Source organism: Limnohabitans sp. INBF003 (genome assembly GCF_055396645.1).
The window spans coordinates 429329-448521 of record NZ_AP029222.1; the positions used below are offsets into that span (position 1 = coordinate 429329).

Consider the following 19193-nt stretch of genomic DNA (forward strand, 5'->3'; position numbering starts at 1 on the left):
TTAGATCTTGAAAAGGTCTTTCAAGAAGCCTTCAACAGGGCCTTTGGCTTGCGGAAACATCAAGACGGTGTGCGGTCCGCCGGGAATCAGCACCACGCTGGCCTTTTTGTTGTTTTTCAAAGCCGCACCGCAATGGCCTGTGGCATTCGGGTTGCCGATCCAGCTGTTGCTGGGTGAAAAATAAGGATCGGTTGAGCTGATGATGTTCAAAACGGGTTGGTCATCCGGAATGGCGGTCTGGTGGGATTCGACAAAATAATTGTCTTCACAGCCCCAAGCAAAGAGGATGCGGCCCATGAACTCTTGGCCTGTGTAACGCGCCACAGGCACCGAGCCTTCGCTGGTGCCAGCCAAGACCCATTTGGCAGGATCTGCCCAGGGCAGTTGGCGCAAGGCTTGCACGGTCAGTGCGATCTCTGAGGCGCGCAGCGCGTGCACTTTTTCGTAGTTGGCCTTGTCAATCGGGGAGCTGTAGGTCATCCGGTGCTTCAGGCCGAAAGAGTCCGGGGCCATGCTGGCGATGCCCATGGCCGCCAGCCACCGCTGCCATTCACCGATGGCCTTGAGCCCCAAACCCGAAGACCCGTGCATGAACACCACCACAGGCACCTGGCTTTTGCCGACCGGTGGCGCGTCCTTCAAGCTGCCCAGGTAAATGCCTGCTTGCGTCAGGGATGCTGGAAGCGCCACCTGTGCACCGCTGATGACCTGCTGGCTTGACTCTGGCGTGTGCACCAACGCGCCCGGTTTGATGTCGCCTTTGGGGGTTTGACCCCAGGCGCTCAATGCCATGAACGAGGAAATCAGTGTCAGGGTGATTTTGGCAAAGCGCATGTTCGTACCTGGGTTGAAGTGGGAATGGCCAAGTGTCGTCCATTTGATCCGGGCACAGGGACCTTTTTACGCAGGGCTGAACAAATCCACCCGGTCGGTGATGATGCCGTCGGTGCCCAGGGTCAGCAGGTGCTGGGCGGCCCATTCGTCGTTGACGGTGTAGCTCAGGCATTTGAGGCCCGCGCCGTGCACGCGGGCCACGGTGGCGGTGTCCCACAGGGTGTAGTTGGCCACCACGGCACAGCAGTTCAGCGACAGGGCTTTTTCAAACCAGCCATCCCACAGCGTGTCGACCAGCAAGCCGCGCGGCAAGTCAGGGGCGGCTTGCTGCGCTGCGGCCAGGGCGTCGGGTTGGAACGAGGTCAACAGCGGCGGCACCTCGGCCCCTTGCCACAGCTGGGCCGCCAAGCGGGCCACGGCTTCGCCGGTGGCCGCTTCGGTGCCAGGCGTGGGTTTGATCTCGATGTTGAGCAGATGGCCATTGGCCCGGCAAAAACGGGCCAGCGCTTCGAGCGTGGGCAGGGGCTCGCCTGCAAAAGCGCGTGAATGCCAGCCGCCGGCGTCGAGCTGCGACAGCGCCTGCCAGGGCTGTTCGCCGCCGATGCCGTGGCCGTTGGTGGTGCGCTCCAGCGTGGCGTCGTGCATCAAAAAAACCACCCCATCGGCGCTGAGCTTGGCGTCGCACTCGAACATGCGGTAGCCGTGCGCGGCCCCCAGCCGGAAGGCGGCCAGGGTGTTTTCGGGGGCGAGCTTGCCTGCGCCTCGGTGGGCGATCCAGCGCGGGTAGGGCCAGTGGTTCATGGGTTCAGGTCAGGCGATGCGTTTTTGGGTGTGCGCGTCAAACCAGTGCACCCGGTCGGCGCGCGGCGTGGCGCAGAAGCTGCTGCCCGGTTGCGGCGCGGGCAGCGACTCGTCCAGACGCAATGTGAGGGTTTCATCGCCCAAGCGGGCGTGCACCAGGCGCTCGGCCCCCAGCAGTTCCACCGTGTCCACGCTAAGTGTCCAGCCGCCGTGCGCGGGAGTTGGCGTGATGTCCAGGTGCTCGGGGCGGATGCCCAAGATGCGGCCTTCGGGCGTGCCGGGGGCGCGGCGCAGCAGGTTCATGGGCGGCGAGCCGATGAAGCTGGCCACAAAGGTGCTGGCCGGGCGGTTGTAGACCTCTTCGGGTGTGCCAAATTGCTCCATGTGGCCACCGTTCATCACAATCATGCGCTGGGCCAGCGTCATGGCTTCGACCTGGTCGTGCGTGACGAACAGGCTGGTGATGCCCAATTCGCGGTGCAGTTTTTGAATCTCCAGCCGGGTCTGGGCGCGCAGCTTGGCGTCGAGGTTGGACAGCGGCTCGTCAAACAAAAACACCTGCGGCTGGCGCACGATGGCGCGGCCCATCGCTACACGCTGGCGCTGGCCACCCGACAGTTCGCGGGGCTTGCGCTGCAAAAGGTGGCTCAACTCGAGGATGCCCGCCGCCTTGTCCACGCGGGCCTTGATTTCGTCGGCCGGGCGCTTGGCGATCTTCAGGCCGTAGGCCATGTTGTCGAACACGCTCATGTGCGGGTACAGCGCGTAGTTCTGGAACACCATGGCGATGTCGCGCTCGGCCGGTTCCAGGTCATTCACCACGCGTTCGCCAATCGAGATCGTGCCGCCCGAGATGTCTTCGAGGCCCGCCACCATGCGCAGCAGGGTGGACTTGCCGCAGCCCGAGGGCCCGACGATGACTACGAATTCGCCGTCGGCGATGCTGGCGTTCAGGTCGTGGATGACGGTGTTGGCCTTGGCGCCAGCACCGTAGGTTTTGAGGATGTGAGAGAGAGTGATGGAAGCCATTATTTTTCCGTATCGACCAGGCCCTTGACGAACCATTTTTGCATCAGCACCACGACCAGCGCCGGGGGCAGCATGGCCAAGATGGCCGCGGCCATGACCACGTTCCATTCGGTCCAGGATTCGCCCGAAATCAGCCGCTTGATGCCCAGCACCACCGGGTACATGTCTTCGTTGGTGGTCACCAGCAGCGGCCAGAGGTATTGGTTCCAGCCGTAAATGAACTGGATGACAAACAGCGCCGCGATGTTGGTGGCCGACAGGGGCAGCAACACGTCTTTGAAAAAACGCATCGGCCCGGCGCCGTCCATGCGGGCGGCCTCGACCAGTTCATCGGGGATGGTCAGGAAAAACTGCCGGAACAAAAAGGTGGCCGTGGCCGAGGCGATCAGTGGCACCGTCAGGCCCGCAAAGCTGTTGAGCATCCCCAGGCCCGCCACCACTTCATAGGTGGGGCTGATGCGCACCTCCACTGGCAGCATCAGGGTGACAAAAATCATCCAGAACACCAGATTGCGCAGCGGAAAGCGGAAGTACACGATGGCAAAGGCCGACAGCAGCGAGATGGCGATCTTGCCAATGGCAATGCCCAAGGCGCTGATCAGGCTGACCTGCATCATGGGCCACATGGCGGGCAGTGGGCTGCCTTGTGAGTTGGGGCCGCCAAACAAGGTCAGGCGGTAGGTTTCCCAAAAGTGGCCACTCGGCAGCATGGACATGGGCACGCTTTGGTTGATTTGCTGGGCGGTTTGGGTGGAGCCGACCAAGGTCAGGTAGAGCGGGAAGGCCACGATGGCCACGCCAATGAGCAAGATGACATGCCGCAATATTTGCAGGCCAGGGCGTCGTTCGATCATGACAGGCCTCCCGAGTGAATGTGGGGGTGCGACATCAGTACTGCACTTTCTTTTCGACAAATTTGAACTGCAAGACCGTGAGCGAGACCACGATCACCATCAGCACCACCGACTGCGCGGCCGAGCTGCCCATGTCCAGCGCCTTGAAACCGTCGTAGTACACCTTGTAGACCAGGATGGCCGTGTCTTTGCCGGGGCCGCCGTGGGTGGTAGCGTCCACGATGGCAAAGGTGTCAAAGAAGGCGTAGACGATGTTGATCACCAGCAAAAAGAAGGTGGTGGGCGACAGCAGCGGGAACACGATGGTCCAAAAGCGCCGCCAGGGGCCTGCGCCGTCAATGGCGGCCGCTTCGATCAGCGACTTGGGGATGGACTGCAAGCCCGCCAGAAAAAACAGGAAGTTGTAGGAAATCTGCTTCCAGACCGCGGCCATCACGATGAGGGCCATGGCGTGGTTGGGGTTGAGCAGGTGGTTCCACTCGATGCCGATAGACCGCAGTGCATAACCCACCACGCCCATGGGCGATGCGAACATGAACAGCCACAACACGCCCGCCACCACCGGGGCCACCGCGTAGGGCCAGATCAGCAGGGTTTTGTACAGGCCCGCGCCGCGCCCGACCCGGTCAGCCATCACGGCCAAGAGCAGCGACACCGACAAGCCCGTCACCGCCACCAAGAGCGAAAACACGGCGGTGGTCTTGAATGAATCGAGGTAGCCGCTGTCGTGCCACAAGCGGGCAAAGTTTTCCAGGCCCACAAACTCGCGCGATGCGCCAAAGGCGTCTTCTTGCAGCACGCTTTGGTACAGCGCTTGCCCGGCAGGCCAGAAAAAGAACACCAGCACGATGCTCAATTGCGGCGCAATCAGCAGCCAGGGCAGCCAGCGGGATTTGAATCGAACGCGTTTTTCCATAAATGCTTTGCAAGGCCTGCGTGTGAAGTGTCAGATCAAAAGTATCCGCCCAAAATGCGCAAAAGCAGAGGCGCTGCCTCTGCTTTTGCGCCATGCCCACCGCCTCGGTGGGCGCATGGGGCATCAGCGGGAGATCACTTGTTGGCTTTTTCGAAGCGTTCGAGCTGTTCGTTGCCGCGTTTGATGGCAATGTCCAAGGCTTCTTTGGTGCCTTTTTTGCCGCTCCACACGCCTTCGAGTTCCTCGTCAATGATGGTGCGGATTTGCACAAAGTTGCCCAAGCGCACGCCACGCGACTTGTCGGTGGTTTTGCGGATCATCTGCGTCACCGACACGTCGGTGCCAGGGTTCTTTTTGTAGAAACCTGATTTTTCGGTCAACTCGAACGAGGCCTTGGTGACGGGCAGGTAGCCAGTGCGCTGGTGGCTGGCTGCGGCCACATCGGCTTTGGACAGGTGGGCAAAGAACTGCGCCACGCCTTTGTATTCGGGGGCTTTTTTGCCGCTCATCACCCAGAGGCTCGCGCCTCCGATGACGGTGTTTTGTGGGGCACCGTTCACATCGGGGTAATAGGGCAGGGTGCCGATGCCGTAGCCGAACTTGCCGTTGCGCACCACGTTGCCATACAGCGCCGAGGAGCCAGTGGCCATGGCGCACTCGCCCGAGACAAAGGTGGCGTCAGCCGCATTGCCACGGCCTTTGTAGACAAACAGGCCCTGCTTGGCCATGTTGGCCAGGTTGTCGATGTGGCGCACATGCAGCGGGGTGTTGAAGGACAGGCGCGCGTCCATGCCGCGCATGCCGTTGCCCTTGGTGGCAAATTCGGTGTTGTGCCAGGCCGAGAAGCTTTCCAGCTGCGTCCAGCTGATCCAGCTGGTGGTGAAGGGGCACTTGTGCCCGCTGGCCTTGAGCTTGGCGGCAGCCAGTGCCACTTCAGGCCAGGTGGTGGGTGGGACATTGGGGTCCAGGCCAGCGGCCTTGAAGGCGTCCTTGTTGTAGTGGAAGACGGGGGTCGAGCTGTTGAAGGGGAAGCTCAGCATCTGGCCGTTGGGCGCGGTGTAGTAACCGGCCACGGCGGGCACATAGGCGTTTTGGTCGAACTTGAGGCCCGCGTCGGTCATGACCTTGCCCACGGGCACGATGGCGCCCTTGCTGGCCATCATGGTGGCGGTGCCCACTTCAAACACCTGCAGGATGTGCGGGGCGTTGCCAGCCCGGTAGGCGGCGATCGCGGCCGTCATGGACTCGTCGTAGTTGCCCTTGAAGGTGGGCACGATTTTGTAATCCTTCTGGCTGGCGTTGAAGTCTTTGGCCAGGTCGTTGACCCACTCGCCCAAGGCGCCGCCCATGGAGTGCCACCACTGGATTTCAGTTTGGGCTTGGGCCGAAAGGCTGGCCAAGCCCAGGGCCAGGGCGGAAAGGGTCAACTTAATTTTCATGACTACTCCTGAATAAATGGATTGTTTTGCTTCATAAATAAGCAATTGCAGAGCAAGTGTGGCGCTGCTTCATGGCTAAAGCATTAAAACGGCATGACTTTTTGGTGACAACCCGGGGTTTCCATGACGCCCGGAGCCTTGCGCGACAGGTGCCCCTCCCTTCGGCGCGTGTTTGCTGCACTGCGGTAACATTCACCCCCAGCCGGTTTGACGCCCCGTCCAGGTCTGGCTGACCGCGTTTTGACCAACGCATTTGACCGCGCCCATCCCTATGAATGCACCCACCACGCTCCAACATTTGATGCAAGCCGACGCCGACGCGCCGCGCCTGCGCGAAATTCCTTACAACTACACGAGTTTTTCGGATCGCGAAATCGTGGTGCGTTTGCTGGGTGAACCGGCATGGGGCTTGTTGAACCAGTTGCGCCAGGAGCGCGGCACGGGCCGTTCGGCCCGCATGCTGTATGAAGTGCTCGGTGACATCTGGGTGGTAGAGCGCAACCCCTATTTGCAGGACGACCTGCTGGACAACCCCGGCCGCCGCAAGCTGCTGGTGGATGCCTTGCAACACCGCCTGGGCGAAGTGCAAAAACGCCGCACCCCCGAGGCCGATGCCTCCCGCGATGCGCTGGTAGGCCAGTTGCTGGCGCTGGCCAAGCAGGCCGTGGCGCAATTCAGCGAACGCTTTGTACGCATGGCCAAGCTGCGCAGCCAGGTGCAAAAGACCTTGGGCCGCCTGACGGCCAAGGACAACATCAAGTTTGACGGCCTCTCGCGGGTGAGCCACGTGACCGACGCCACCGACTGGCGCGTGGAATACCCCTTTGTGGTGCTGACCCCGGACTCCGAGACCGAAATGGCCGGGCTGGTCAAGGGCTGTATCGACCTGGGCCTGACTATTGTGCCCCGGGGCGGCGGCACGGGCTACACCGGGGGTGCGATCCCGCTGACCTGGAAAAGCGCGGTCATCAACACCGAAAAGCTCGAAGCCATGACCGAGGTCGAGATGGTCGATCTGCCGGGCATCGCCCACAAGATCCCAACCATCTACACCGAAGCGGGGGTGGTGACCCAGCGTGTGGCCGATGCGGCCGAGCGCGGTGGTTTTGTGTTTGCGGTGGACCCGACGTCTGCTGAGGCCAGCTGCATTGGCGGCAACATCGCCATGAATGCGGGCGGTAAAAAAGCGGTTTTGTGGGGCACGGCCCTCGACAACCTGGCCAGCTGGCGCATGGTCACGCCCGATGCCGAATGGCTGGATGTGGTGCGCATGGACCACAACATGGGCAAGATCCACGACGCCGAAGTGGCCACCTTTGAGTTGCGTTACTTCAAGGCCGACGGCAAAACCCCGATCCGCACCGAAACCTTGGTGATTCCGGGCAAGACCTTCCGCAAGGAGGGCCTGGGCAAGGACGTGACCGACAAGTTCCTGTCGGGCCTGCCTGGCGTGCAAAAAGAAGGCTGCGACGGCCTGATCACGAGCGCCCGTTGGGTCGTGCACCGCATGCCCACCCACACCCGCACCGTGTGCATGGAGTTCTTTGGCCACGCCCGCGAGGCCGTGCCCAGCATCGTCGAGATCAAAGACTTCATGTTCGCCGAACAAAAGCGCACCGGCACCGTGATGGCCGGTCTGGAGCACCTGGACGACCGGTATCTGCGCGCGGTGGGTTACTCCACCAAGTCCAAGCGTGGGGGCTTCCCCAAGATGGTGCTGATCGGTGACATTGCCGGTGACAACGCCGACGACGTGGCCAAAGCGACCAGCGAAATCGTGCGCATTGCCAACTCGCGCAGCGGCGAAGGCTTCATCGCCATCAGCCCCGAAGCGCGCAAGAAGTTCTGGCTCGACCGCAAGAAAACGGCGGCCATCTCGCGCCACACCAACGCCTTCAAGGTCAACGAGGACGTGGTCATCCCGCTGCCGCGCATGGCCGAATACACCGACGGCATCGAGCGCATCAACATCGAACTGAGTCTGCGCAACAAGCTGCATTTTTGCCGCGAGCTGGAAGCTTTCTTGGAGCGGGGCAACCTGCCGCTGGGCAAACAAGACGACGCCAACGAGGTCGCTTCGGCCGAGCTGCTGGAAGACCGCGTGGCGCAAGCCCTGGCGGTGGTGCGTGAAGTGCAAACGCAATGGCAAGGCTGGTTGACGCAAGTTGACACGCTGTTCCCCGAGCTGCAAGACCATACTTTGCGCGCCAGCTGGAAGACGCAAATCCGCCCGGCTTTCCAGAACATCTTTTCCGGCTCTGCCTTTTTACCGATCCTGAACGAGGTCAACGCCATCCACCAGCGCGTGCTCAAGGGCCGCGTGTGGGTGGCCTTGCACATGCACGCCGGTGACGGCAATGTGCACACCAACATCCCGGTCAACTCCGACAACTACGAGATGCTGCAAACCGCCCACGAAGCGGTGGCCCGCATCATGGTGTTGGCGCGCAGCCTGGACGGCGTGATCTCGGGTGAGCACGGCATTGGCATCACCAAGCTGGAGTTTTTGACCGACGCCGAGCTGGCCAACTTCACTGCCTACAAGGCCAAGGTCGATCCGCAAGGCCGCTTCAACAAGGGCAAGCTGCTGCGCGGCGCGGCCCTGACCGGGCTGGGTGACGATGTGCATGCCGCTGACCTGACGCACGCCTACACGCCCAGCTTTGGCCTGATGGGCCACGAGTCGCTGATCATGCAGCAGTCGGACATTGGCGAAATTGCCGCCAGCGTGAAAGACTGCCTGCGCTGCGGCAAGTGCAAGCCCGTGTGCGCGACCCATGTGCCGCGTGCCAATTTGCTGTACAGCCCACGCAACAAGATCCTCGCCACCTCCTTGCTGGTCGAGGCCTTTTTGTACGAAGAGCAAACCCGCCGGGGCATCTCGATCAAGCACTGGCAAGAGTTTGAAGACGTGGCCGATCACTGCACGGTGTGCCACAAGTGCCTGACACCTTGCCCGGTGAACATCGACTTTGGCGATGTGTCCATGAACATGCGCAACCTGTTGCGCAAGATGGGCCAAAAGAGCTTCCGCCCTGGCAATGCCGCGGCCATGTTCATGTTGAACGCCACCAATCCCGAAACCATCAAGCTGGCCCGCATGGCCATGGTGGGTGTGGGCATGAAGGCGCAGCGTTTTGTGGCCGGTTTGCTCAAGGGCGTTGCCCGCAAGCAAACCAGCGCACCACCTGCCTCGGTGGGCACTGCGCCGATCAAAGAGCAGGTGATCCACTTCATCAACAAGAAGATGCCGGGCAACCTGCCCAAGAAGACAGCGCGTGCTTTGCTGGACATCGAAGACAACGATTACGTGCCGATCATCCGCGACCCGAAAGCCACTTCGTCGGAATCCGAGGCGGTGTTTTACTTCCCAGGTTGCGGCTCCGAGCGCCTGTTCAGCCAGGTCGGCTTGGCCACGCAGGCCATGCTCTGGCATGTGGGCGTGCAAACCGTGCTGCCACCGGGTTACCTGTGCTGCGGTTACCCGCAAAAGGGCTCGGGCCAGTTCGACAAGGCCGAGAAGATCATCACCGACAACCGGGTGCTGTTCCACCGCGTGGCCAACACCCTCAACTACCTCGACATCAAGACCGTGGTGGTCAGCTGTGGCACTTGCTATGACCAGCTGCAGGGCTACCAGTTCGACAAGATCTTCCCTGGCTGCCGCATCATCGACATCCACGAGTTCTTGCTGGAAAAAGGCATGAAGCTGGATGCGGGCGGTGCCTATCTGTACCACGACCCTTGCCACAGCCCGATGAAACAGCAAGAGCCCATGAAGACCGTCAAGGCCTTGATGGGTGACAACGTGATCGAAAGCAAGCGTTGCTGCGGCGAGTCGGGCACGCTGGGCGTGACCCGCCCCGACATCTCGACCCAGGTTCGTTTCCGCAAGGAAGAAGAACTGCTCAAGGGCGAAGCCGCTTTGCGGGGCAGTGGTGCCCTGGCTCCGCAAGCCAACGTCAAGATCCTGACCAGCTGCCCCAGCTGCCTGCAAGGCCTGTCGCGCTATGGCGACGACATGAAAAACGGCCTGCTCGAAGCCGACTACATCGTGGTCGAGATGGCCAAACACATCCTGGGCGAAAACTGGATGCCCGAGTACGTCAGCGCTGCCAATGCCGGTGGCATTGAACGTGTGCTGGTCTAACCCTTGAAAGCAGAACATGGCCGGATTGAAAAAAGAAACGCCCACGCCCGAGTCGCTGACCGTGCACGGCCAGACCAAGGTGCTGGAGATCGGCTTTTCTGACGGGGCGCAGTTTCGCATCCCGTTCGAGCTGATGCGCGTGTACTCGCCATCGGCCGAGGTGCAGGGCCACGGCCCGGGCCAGGAAGTGCTGCAAACCGGTAAGCGCGACGTGACCATTGCCGAGATCGAGCCGGTGGGCAACTACGCGGTCAAGCCCACGTTTTCAGACGGCCACGAGTCGGGCCTGTTCACTTGGGAATACCTGTATTTCCTGGGTGCCGAGCAGGCCGCGCTGTGGCAGCAATACGAAGACCGTTTACAAGCTGCAGGCACGAGCCGCGATGCGCCCATGCCCGAAAAAGCGGGCAGCAGCTGCGGTCACAACCACTGAAGTTGTAGGTCGGTGGCTTCAGCCCCGACATGATTGGCATGGTTCAAGACCATTGTCGGAGCTGAAGCTCCGACCTACTCGTCCAAGCTTGGACTTTTACAATACCCGCCATGAGCACCACCCATTTCGGTTTCAAAACCGTCGACGAAAAAGAAAAGGCCCAACACGTCCGTGGCGTGTTTGATTCGGTGGCGTCCAAATACGACGTCATGAACGACCTCATGTCGATGGGCCTGCACCGCGTATGGAAGGCCTATACCGTGCAGGTGGCCAACCTCAAAGAGGGCGATCAGGTGCTGGACATTGCCGGTGGCACGGGCGATTTGTCGATGGCCTTTGCCAAAAAAGTGGGGGCCACCGGCCGCGTGGTGCACACCGACATCAACGAGGCCATGCTCTCTACCGGGCGTGACCGCTTGGTCGACCACGGGCTGGCGCTGCCCACGCTGGTGTGCGATGCCGAGAAGCTGCCTTTCCCCGACAACCACTTCAACGTGGTCAGCGTGGCCTTTGGCCTGCGCAACATGACGCACAAGGACGTGGCGCTCAAGGAGATGTGCCGCGTGCTCAAGCCGGGCGGCAAATTGCTGGTGCTCGAATTTTCCAAAGTGGCCAAGCCGCTTGAAAAAGTCTACGACTGGTACAGCTTCAAGATCCTGCCGCACATGGGCAAGTTGGTGGCGGGCGATGCCGACAGCTACCGCTACTTGGCCGAATCCATTCGTATGCATCCTGATCAGGAGTCGCTGAAAACCCTTATGAAAAATGCCGGATTTGGCCATGTGGACTTTCACAACTTGTCAGCTGGGGTGGTAGCCTTGCACATGGGTATCAAATGTTGATGCCCATTTGATTATTTTTGGACCGGAGTTGGAGACACCATGAACAAGTTGATGACACTGATACTCGCTGGCGTATTGGCCTTGGGCAGCCTCAATGCCGAAGCCGCCCGCCGCATGGGCGGAGGCAAGTCCATCGGTCAGCAATCGGGTCAGGTCACCAAGCGCGAGGCCGCTGCGCCTGCAGCCCCTGCCCAAAACGCAGCCGCCGCGAATGCCGCCAAGCCTGCTGCTGCGCCTGCCGCCGCTGCACCCAAGAAGCCTTGGGGCGCCATGTTGGGTGGTTTGGCCGCTGGCCTGGGGCTGGCCTGGTTGGCGCATTCTTTGGGCATGGGGGGCGCTTTCGGCAACGTCTTGATGGTCCTGTTGATCGGTGTGGCCGTGATGGCGGCGATTGGCATGTTCATGCGCTCGCGCCGCAATGCAGGTTCGGGTAACCAGGGTGGTTTCGCCTACCAAGGCGCGGGGACCTCGGCCGATCAGCCTGCATCGCTCAAGCAATACAACCCCGAAAAAGTGGGCAATGACGCCTCTGCCCGCCCATGGGAATCCCAAAACACCCGTTTTGACAGCTCGGCAGTCGAGGCCAGCAGTGGCTCCATGATTGGATCGGCCCTGAGTGGCAGCCAGACTTGGGGCATTCCCGCCGGATTTGACGTGGACAGCTTCGTGACGGCAGCCAAGCGCAATTTTGTGACTTTGCAAGACGCCTGGGACCGTTCGGACATTTCCACACTGCGCTCCATGATGACCGACACCATGGTGGCCGAGATCCGCAGCCAGCTGGCCGAACGCGAAAGCCAGTTTCCTGGCCAGCCCAACAAGACCGAAGTGGTCATGCTGGAAGCACAGCTTTTGGGCATCGAAGAGCAGGCCGATGCTTATTTGGCCAGCGTCGAGTTCAACGGCATGATCCGCGAAGACGCTTCGTCAGGCCCCAGCTCATTCCGCGAAGTCTGGAACATGACCAAATCCAAACAAGGCGGCGGCTGGCTGGTGGCTGGCGTGCAAGCGCTGCAATAAAGCCTGGCCCCGGATGGGGCTCCGCTTTCGGGAATAATCGGGGACTATGGCAACACAGTCCCCTTTTTCATGGGCCGCGCAGGCTCTCCCCGACATGCTCAACCAGATGGCCGCGAATTTTCAGCCCCCGGCCTGGGTGGTCGACGAGTCGGTCAACCGTCTCGTGCTCTTCCTCAACCATGTGCTCATGAGTGAGCCCGAGGCCATGGCCCGTTTGGCTCGGCAAAAAGGCCAGCGCATCGAGCTGGTCTGGGACCGCATGCAACTCCAGCTCACACCCACCCCGGCGGGCTTGCTGGAGCGGGGCCGTTTTGACGGCTTTGATCTGCGCCTGTCGGTGACCGAAGCGTCGCCTGTTTCCTTGGCTTCGGCCTTGGCCAAGGGTGACAAGCCCAAGGTGCGCATCGAAGGCGATGTGCAACTGGCGGCCGAAATCAACTGGTTGATCGACCATGTGCGTTGGGATGCCGAAGAAGACCTGGCCCGTTTGATCGGTGATGCACCAGCCCACACCTTGGCCCAAGCCGCCCGCAAAGCCATGGAAGCGCTGCGCGGTTTCGTGGCCCAGCGTGCGCCGGGCACGTCGGTGGGTGCTGCAGCATGAGCCGCATCGGTCGCGGCGCGTTCATCGTCTTCATCGTCCTGCGCTACGGCCTGGATGAGCTGGTGCTCTCCAGCTTTCAAAAACCCTGGATTCGCCTTCTGGCCCGCATTCTGTCGGTGGGCCGTGACCTGCGGTCTCCGCGTGCCGTGCGTCTGCGCGAGGCACTGGAGCGCTTGGGGCCGATATTTGTGAAGTTTGGCCAAGTGCTGTCCACCCGGCGCGATTTGTTGCCCTTGGACATTGCCGAAGAGTTGGCCAAGTTGCAGGACCGTGTGCCCCCTTTCAGCTCCGACATCGCTGTGGCCACCATTGAGCGTGCGTTCCACAAGCCGGTGGACGATATTTTTGAAAGTTTTGAACGCCAGCCTGTGGCCAGCGCCTCCATTGCGCAGGTCCACTTTGCCACCTTGCGCAGCAAAGCAGGGGATGTTCGCGAGGTGGCGGTCAAAGTCCTGCGCCCCGGCATGTTGCCGGTGATTCAAAAAGACCTGAGCCTGATGCGCATGATGGCGGGTTGGGTGGAAAACCTGAGCAGCGATGGCAAACGACTCAAGCCCCGCGAAGTGGTGGCCGAGTTCGACAAATACCTGAACGACGAGCTGGACCTGGTGCGCGAAGCCGCCAATGCAGCGCAACTGCGTCGCAACATGCAAGGCCTTGACCTTGTGTTGATCCCCGAGATGATCTGGGACTTCTGTCAACCCGAAGTGATCGTGATGGAGCGCATGAACGGCGTGCCCATCAGCCATGTGGACCGCCTGCGGGTTGCTGGTGTGGACATTCCCAAGCTGGCCCGCGATGGTGTGACCTTGTTCTTCACCCAGGTGTTTCGCGACGGTTTTTTCCACGCCGACATGCACCCGGGCAACATCCAGGTCAGCCTGGCGCCCGAGACGTTTGGCCGCTATATCTCGCTGGACTTCGGCATCGTGGGCACGCTCACCGAATACGACAAAGAGTATTTGGCGCAAAACTTCACGGCATTTTTCCGCCGCGATTACAAACGCGTGGCCGAGCTGCACATTGAATCCGGTTGGGTGCCCGCAGACACCCGCGTGGACGAACTGGAGTCGGCCATCCGTGCGGTGTGCGAACCCTACTTTGACCGCCCCTTGAAAGAAATTTCGCTGGGCATGGTGCTGATGCGTTTGTTTCAGACCTCGCGCCGCTTTCAGGTCGAGATCCAGCCGCAGCTGGTCTTGCTGCAAAAAACCCTGCTCAACATCGAAGGCCTGGGTCGCCAGCTCGACCCCGAACTGGACTTGTGGAGCACCGCCAAGCCCTTCCTTGAAAAATGGATGCTGGACCAGATTGGCCCCAAAAAATTGCTGGAGCAATTGAAAGACCAGGCCCCGCATTACGCCAAGCTGCTGCCCCAGTTGCCACGCCTGTTGCACGAGTACCTGAAGCAACCGCACGCCAATGAACATCGCCAGATCGCGCAATTGCTGGCCGAGCAGCGGCGCACCAACAACTTGCTGCAAATCTTGCTTTATATGGGCGTTGGTTTTGTCCTGAGCCTGTTGGCTTTGCAGGTCTGGTCGCACATGCAGCTGTATTGATTCCCCGCTTTTCCCAAAAAAATAAACAGGAGACATTGCCGTGTTGCTGACCCTCGTGATCGCCTACCTGCTGGTGACCATTGCGATTGGCCTGGTGGCTGCCAAGCGCGTTAAAAACACCGCCGATTTCGCCATCGCCGGTAGGCATTTGCCTTTGGCCATGATCGTGACCACCACGTTTGCGACCTGGTTCGGCTCCGAGACGGTGCTGGGCATTCCGGCCAAATTCGTCAACAGCGGTTTGAACGGCGTGGTGGAAGACCCTTTTGGCGCGGGCAGTTGCCTGATTCTGGTGGGGCTCTTTTTCGCGGCCAAGCTCTACCGCATGACCTTGCTGACCATCAGCGATTACTTTCGTGAACGCTATGGCCGCAGTGTCGAGGTCATTTGCTCCGTCATCATCATGGTCAGTTACCTGGGCTGGGTCTCTGCCCAGGTCACGGCTTTGGGCCTGGTGTTCAATGTGCTGTCTGACGGAGTCATCAGCATGCCCTTGGGCATGGTGATTGGCGTGTTTTCCATCCTGGCCTACACCTTGTTTGGCGGCATGTGGTCGGTGGCCATCACCGACTTCATCCAGATGATCATTTTGGTGGTGGGCTTGGCGGTGCTGGCGGTGTTTGCTGGCAACCAGGCGGGCGGCGCAGACAAAGTGCTGGCCCTGGCCGTGAGCCAGGACATGTTCAAGTTCTGGCCAGAGCCGAACTTCAAAGACATTCTTTTCTTTTTTGCCGGGGCCATCACGATCATGCTGGGCTCCATTCCCCAGCAAGACGTGTTTCAGCGCGTCATGTCGGCCAACAGCGAGTACGCCGCCACCCGGGGCCCGGTGATCGGTGGCGTCTTCTACATCCTGTTTGCCTTTGTGCCCATGTTTTTGGTGGTCAGCGCCATGATCATCATGCCCGAACAAGCCACCGCGCTGATCAAGGACGACCCGCAAAAGGTGCTGCCCGTGCTGGTCATGACCCAAATGCCTTTCGTCATGCAAGTGCTCTTCTTTGGTGCCTTGCTGTCGGCCATTAAATCCTGCGCATCGGCCACTTTGCTGGCCCCCAGCGTCACGTTCACTGAAAACATCTGGCGTCAGTTTTTCCCGCACCAAAGCGACAAGCAAGAGCTCAAGGCCATGCGGGTGACCGTGTTGGTGTTCAGCATGCTGGTGCTGGGCTACGCCATTGCCATGCAGGGCACTTCGATTTACGAAATGGTCTCGGGCGCGTACCAAGTCACCCTGGTGGGGGCTTTTGTGCCGCTGGCCTTTGGCCTTTACTGGAAAAAAGCCACCACCCAAGGGGCCTTGTTTTCGATTGTTTTGGGCTTGCTCACCTGGCTGCTGTTCATGTTGACGCCTGCCGGAGAGCAGTTTCCGGCCCAATTGGCGGGGGTGTTGGCCAGTCTGACCGGCATGGTGCTGGGCTCGGTGGGGCGGCAGGCCGTTCGCAACCAGCACGGTTCGCACCACAAAGTGGTCGGCCTGGCCTGAGCGGCTGTGAGGGCAGGGGGCTTGAAGCGGTAGCCCCCGCCTATAATTGAGGGTTTTGTGTTTCCAACCTGAAAAGAGCCCTCTTCATGCCCATTTACGCCTACAAGTGCGACGCCTGCGGCCATGCTAAGGATGTGCTGCAAAAAATGTCCGATGCGCCCCTGACCGAATGCCCCGCTTGCGGTGCGCCCAAGTTCAGCAAACAACTGACAGCCCCTGGCTTCCAGCTCAAGGGCACAGGCTGGTACGCGACCGATTTCAAGGGTGGCGGTGCCGCCAGCGCACCCGCTTCTACGGCAGCGGCCTCCGATGCCGCAGCACCTGCTGCTTCTGAAACCTCCAGTTCCAGCGCAGGGGCTGCCGAGTCCAGCGCGCCCGCCGCCTCCGGTGGCTGCGCGCCGTCTTGCGCTTGCCACTGACCTGTCCACCCTTGATCGCCCCTTCATGAAACAACGCAGCTTCAAACAGTATTTCATCACCGGTCTCCTGGTGTGGCTGCCCATGGGCATCACGGTGTGGGTGCTGAACTGGCTGGTGGGTTTGCTGGACGGCATTTTTCTGGCCGTGCTGCTGGCCGCCGACACCCTGATTCCCGGCATGCACAAAGTGGCCGAACTCCTGCGTGGTGTGCCTGGCCTCGGCGTGATGCTGGTGGCCTTGGTGATTTTTGCCACCGGTGTGTTTGTGGCCAACATGTTTGGCCAATGGTGGTTGCGTCAGTGGGACAGCCTGATGAACCGCATCCCGGTGGTGCGCAGCATCTACACCAGCGTCAAGCAGGTGGCCGATACCTTGTTTTCGGGCAGCGGCAATGCGTTTTCCAAGGCCTTGCTGGTGCAGTACCCACGCCAGGGTTCATGGACCATCGCCTTTTTGACCGGCACACCCGGCGGTGAGGTGGCCAAACACCTGGGCCAGCCCATGGTCAGTGTTTATGTGCCCACCACACCCAACCCGACTTCGGGCTTCTTCCTCATGATGCCCAAAGCCGATGTGATCGAACTCGAGATGAGCGTCGACGATGCGTTGAAATACATCATCTCCATGGGCGTCGTAGTCCCAGGTGGCCCCGATGCCTTGCCCGTTGCCTCGGCTGCTCCCCAGCCACCTTTGTGAGTCAGTCGGTCTATTGCCCCCAGCTTGCACGCCAAACCATTTCAGAATCAAGAAAGTCCAACAACATGTCCATGCGTTCCCACTATTGCGGTCTGGTGACCGAAGCCCTGACCGGTCAAACCGTGAGCCTGTGCGGCTGGGTCAACCGCCGCCGTGACCACGGCGGTGTGATCTTCATTGACTTGCGTGACCGTGAAGGCTACGTGCAAGTGGTGTGCGACCCCGATCGCCCCGAGATGTTCAAGGTGGCCGAAGACGTGCGCAACGAGTTTTGCGTGCAGATCAAAGGCGTGGTGCGTGCCCGCCCCGATGGCACGACCAACGACAACATGAAGAGCGGCAAGATCGAAGTGCTGTGCCATGAGCTGATCGTGCTCAACGCCTCCGTGACCCCCCCCTTCCAGATCGACGAAGAAAACCTGTCCGAGACGACCCGCCTCACGCACCGTGTGCTGGACCTGCGCCGTCCGTACATGCAAAACAACCTGATGCTGCGCTACAAGGTGTCGATGGAAGTGCGCAAGTACCTCGATGAAAACGGTTTCATCGACATCGAAACCCCCATGCTCACCAAGAGCACGCCCGAAGGCGCGCGCGACTACCTGGTGCCCAGCCGCGTGCACGACGGCCAGTTCTTTGCGCTGCCCCAGTCGCCCCAGCTGTTCAAACAGTTGCTCATGGTGGCTGGCTATGACCGTTATTACCAGATTACCAAGTGCTTCCGCGACGAAGACCTGCGTGCCGATCGCCAGCCTGAATTCACCCAGATCGATATCGAAACATCGTTCCTGACCGAAGAAGAAATCCGCGACATGTTCCAGAGCATGATCAAGCGCGTGTTCCAGAAAACCATCGGTGTCGACCTGGGCGAGTTCCCGGTCATGACCTACCAGGACGCGATGCACATCTACGGCTCCGACAAGCCCGATCTGCGCGTGAAACTGCAGTTCACCGAAGTGACCGATGTCATGGGCGATGTGGACTTCAAAGTGTTCTCGGGCGCTGCCAACATGAAAGGCGGCCGCGTGGTCGCTCTGCGCGTGCCCAACGGCTCGGTCGAAGGCGGCGGCATCAGCCGTGGCGAGATCGACGCCTACACCGAGTTCGTCAAGATCTACGGTGCCAAAGGCCTGGCCTACATCCGCGTCAACGACCTGTCCAAAGGCCGCGATGGTTTGCAAAGCCCTATCGTCAAGAACATCCACGACGCGGCCTTGACGGCTGTGCTGGAGCGCTCGGGTGCCCAAAACGGCGACCTGATTTTCTTCGGTGCCGACAAGGAAAAGATCGTCAACGACGCCATCGGTGCCTTGCGCATCAAGATCGGCCACAGCGAATTCGGCAAGAAAAACGGTCTGTTCGAAGACCGTTGGGCGCCGATGTGGGTGGTCGACTTCCCCATGTTCGAATACGACGACGAAAACCAGCGTTACACCGCTGTGCACCACCCCTTCACCGCGCCCAAAGACGGCCACGAAGACTGGATGGTCACCGCCCCCGAGAAGTGCATTTCCAAGGGCTACGACATGGTGTTGAACGGCTGGGAAATGGGCGGCGGCTCGGTGCGTATCCACCGCGCTGACGTGCAGCAAAAAGTGTTTGACGCGTTGAAAATCACACCCGAAGAAGCCCAGCTCAAGTTCGGCTTCCTGCTCGACGCGCTGCAATACGGTGCGCCACCGCACGGCGGCCTGGCCTTTGGCCTGGACCGCATCGTGACCTTGATGACCGGTGCCGAGTCGATTCGCGACGTGATCGCTTTCCCCAAGACACAACGTGCCCAGTGCTTGCTGACCCAAGCCCCAAGCCCTGTGGACGAAAAGCAGCTGCGCGAATTGCACATCCGCTTGCGCAATCTGGATGCTGCCAAAGCTGCTTAACCAGCGCTGAACCTGCAAAACGACAACGCCACCTTCGGGTGGCGTTGTCGTTTGTGGATCAGATATGGCAGTCTTCATCGTCACAAAGCGGAAGTCGGCGCAGACGCCTTGCAGGTGTGGCCGTTGTAGCACGCCCACAAAAAAGGCCTCAAAACCGAGGTCTTGAAGCCTTTGATGTCTGTGTCCAGCCGTTAGGCTGAACCAGAAGATTTACAACGGCATGTCTG

At 60.5% G+C, this 19193-nt stretch carries 16 protein-coding genes; 10 read left to right on the forward strand and 6 right to left on the reverse strand.

The genetic code is table 11. The features are described 5' to 3' along the window. The 6 genes from ACZ5VE_RS02120 to ugpB all read right to left on the reverse strand — a co-directional run bounded on the left by ACZ5VE_RS02120 (position 1) and on the right by ugpB (position 5873). On the reverse strand, positions 1-834 hold the full coding sequence (locus ACZ5VE_RS02120; protein WP_464456437.1) for a dienelactone hydrolase family protein: 834 nt from the start codon (positions 832-834) through the stop codon (positions 1-3). 66 nt (positions 835-900) lie between these two features. Continuing rightward, entirely contained in the window at positions 901-1635 is a 735-nt protein-coding gene (gene ugpQ, locus ACZ5VE_RS02125) for a glycerophosphodiester phosphodiesterase (RefSeq protein ID WP_464456438.1), read from the reverse strand. A gap of 9 nt (positions 1636-1644) precedes the next feature. Further along, positions 1645-2664, reverse strand: coding sequence for a sn-glycerol-3-phosphate ABC transporter ATP-binding protein UgpC (gene ugpC, locus ACZ5VE_RS02130; protein ID WP_464456439.1), 1020 nt, complete (start codon positions 2662-2664; stop codon positions 1645-1647). Then, a complete protein-coding gene (gene ugpE / locus ACZ5VE_RS02135; protein ID WP_464456440.1) occupies positions 2664-3518 on the reverse strand; it encodes a sn-glycerol-3-phosphate ABC transporter permease UgpE in 855 nt (284 codons plus the stop codon). Before ugpE ends, ugpC begins: the two co-directional genes overlap by 1 nt. Before the next feature lie 34 nt (positions 3519-3552). Beyond that, the gene (gene ugpA / locus ACZ5VE_RS02140; protein ID WP_464456441.1) at positions 3553-4434 is read right to left on the reverse strand and encodes a sn-glycerol-3-phosphate ABC transporter permease UgpA; all 882 of its coding nucleotides are present in this window, start codon (positions 4432-4434) and stop codon (positions 3553-3555) included. A gap of 134 nt (positions 4435-4568) precedes the next feature. Next, on the reverse strand, positions 4569-5873 hold the full coding sequence (ugpB, locus tag ACZ5VE_RS02145; RefSeq protein WP_464456442.1) for a sn-glycerol-3-phosphate ABC transporter substrate-binding protein UgpB: 1305 nt from the start codon (positions 5871-5873) through the stop codon (positions 4569-4571). Positions 5874-6144: 271 nt separating this feature from the next. Between ugpB and ACZ5VE_RS02150 the strand changes: the two genes are divergently transcribed. The 10 genes from ACZ5VE_RS02150 (at position 6145) to aspS (ending at position 18966) form a co-directional block, all read left to right on the forward strand. Further along, complete coding sequence (locus ACZ5VE_RS02150) at positions 6145-10023, forward strand: DUF3683 domain-containing protein (RefSeq protein ID WP_464456443.1); 3879 nt, start codon at positions 6145-6147, stop codon at positions 10021-10023. Between the two features lie 16 nt (positions 10024-10039). Then, positions 10040-10456: a gamma-butyrobetaine hydroxylase family protein gene (locus ACZ5VE_RS02155; RefSeq protein WP_464456444.1), complete on the forward strand. Its 417-nt coding sequence runs from the start codon at positions 10040-10042 to the stop codon at positions 10454-10456. Between the two features lie 110 nt (positions 10457-10566). After that, a complete protein-coding gene (gene ubiE / locus ACZ5VE_RS02160) occupies positions 10567-11298 on the forward strand; it encodes a bifunctional demethylmenaquinone methyltransferase/2-methoxy-6-polyprenyl-1,4-benzoquinol methylase UbiE (RefSeq protein ID WP_464456445.1) in 732 nt (243 codons plus the stop codon). A gap of 39 nt (positions 11299-11337) precedes the next feature. After that, a complete protein-coding gene (locus ACZ5VE_RS02165; protein ID WP_464456446.1) occupies positions 11338-12318 on the forward strand; it encodes a Tim44 domain-containing protein in 981 nt (326 codons plus the stop codon). Positions 12319-12364: 46 nt separating this feature from the next. Then, positions 12365-12922: a hypothetical protein gene (locus ACZ5VE_RS02170; protein WP_464456447.1), complete on the forward strand. Its 558-nt coding sequence runs from the start codon at positions 12365-12367 to the stop codon at positions 12920-12922. Beyond that, positions 12919-14484, forward strand: coding sequence for a ubiquinone biosynthesis regulatory protein kinase UbiB (ubiB, locus tag ACZ5VE_RS02175; protein ID WP_464456448.1), 1566 nt, complete (start codon positions 12919-12921; stop codon positions 14482-14484). Before ACZ5VE_RS02170 ends, ubiB begins: the two co-directional genes overlap by 4 nt. Before the next feature lie 40 nt (positions 14485-14524). Continuing rightward, positions 14525-15970 (forward strand): high affinity choline transporter 1, encoded by a 1446-nt coding sequence (locus ACZ5VE_RS02180; RefSeq protein ID WP_464456449.1) that lies wholly within the window; start codon positions 14525-14527, stop codon positions 15968-15970. 86 nt (positions 15971-16056) lie between these two features. Further along, positions 16057-16389 carry an FmdB family zinc ribbon protein gene (locus ACZ5VE_RS02185; protein WP_464456450.1) on the forward strand — a complete coding sequence of 111 codons (333 nt, stop codon included), beginning with the start codon at positions 16057-16059 and terminating at the stop codon, positions 16387-16389. A gap of 25 nt (positions 16390-16414) precedes the next feature. Further along, the gene (locus ACZ5VE_RS02190; RefSeq protein ID WP_464456451.1) at positions 16415-17086 is read left to right on the forward strand and encodes a DUF502 domain-containing protein; all 672 of its coding nucleotides are present in this window, start codon (positions 16415-16417) and stop codon (positions 17084-17086) included. A 65-nt stretch (positions 17087-17151) separates the two neighbouring features. Further along, positions 17152-18966, forward strand: coding sequence for an aspartate--tRNA ligase (aspS, locus tag ACZ5VE_RS02195; protein ID WP_464456452.1), 1815 nt, complete (start codon positions 17152-17154; stop codon positions 18964-18966). Positions 18967-19193: the final 227 nt, after the last annotated feature.

Coding starts and splice junctions, on each gene's coding strand:
- ugpB (WP_464456442.1), bottom strand. CDS start 5,873: ATGAAAATTAAGTTGACCCTTTCCGCCCTGGCCCTGGGCTTGGCCAGC.
- ACZ5VE_RS02165 (WP_464456446.1), top strand. CDS start 11,338: ATGAACAAGTTGATGACACTGATACTCGCTGGCGTATTGGCCTTGGGC.
- ugpC (WP_464456439.1), bottom strand. CDS start 2,664: ATGGCTTCCATCACTCTCTCTCACATCCTCAAAACCTACGGTGCTGGC.
- ACZ5VE_RS02155 (WP_464456444.1), top strand. CDS start 10,040: ATGGCCGGATTGAAAAAAGAAACGCCCACGCCCGAGTCGCTGACCGTG.
- ACZ5VE_RS02120 (WP_464456437.1), bottom strand. CDS start 834: ATGCGCTTTGCCAAAATCACCCTGACACTGATTTCCTCGTTCATGGCA.
- ubiB (WP_464456448.1), top strand. CDS start 12,919: ATGAGCCGCATCGGTCGCGGCGCGTTCATCGTCTTCATCGTCCTGCGC.
- ugpE (WP_464456440.1), bottom strand. CDS start 3,518: ATGATCGAACGACGCCCTGGCCTGCAAATATTGCGGCATGTCATCTTG.
- ACZ5VE_RS02150 (WP_464456443.1), top strand. CDS start 6,145: ATGAATGCACCCACCACGCTCCAACATTTGATGCAAGCCGACGCCGAC.
- ubiE (WP_464456445.1), top strand. CDS start 10,567: ATGAGCACCACCCATTTCGGTTTCAAAACCGTCGACGAAAAAGAAAAG.
- aspS (WP_464456452.1), top strand. CDS start 17,152: ATGTCCATGCGTTCCCACTATTGCGGTCTGGTGACCGAAGCCCTGACC.
- ACZ5VE_RS02190 (WP_464456451.1), top strand. CDS start 16,415: ATGAAACAACGCAGCTTCAAACAGTATTTCATCACCGGTCTCCTGGTG.
- ACZ5VE_RS02185 (WP_464456450.1), top strand. CDS start 16,057: ATGCCCATTTACGCCTACAAGTGCGACGCCTGCGGCCATGCTAAGGAT.
- ugpA (WP_464456441.1), bottom strand. CDS start 4,434: ATGGAAAAACGCGTTCGATTCAAATCCCGCTGGCTGCCCTGGCTGCTG.
- ACZ5VE_RS02170 (WP_464456447.1), top strand. CDS start 12,365: ATGGCAACACAGTCCCCTTTTTCATGGGCCGCGCAGGCTCTCCCCGAC.
- ugpQ (WP_464456438.1), bottom strand. CDS start 1,635: ATGAACCACTGGCCCTACCCGCGCTGGATCGCCCACCGAGGCGCAGGC.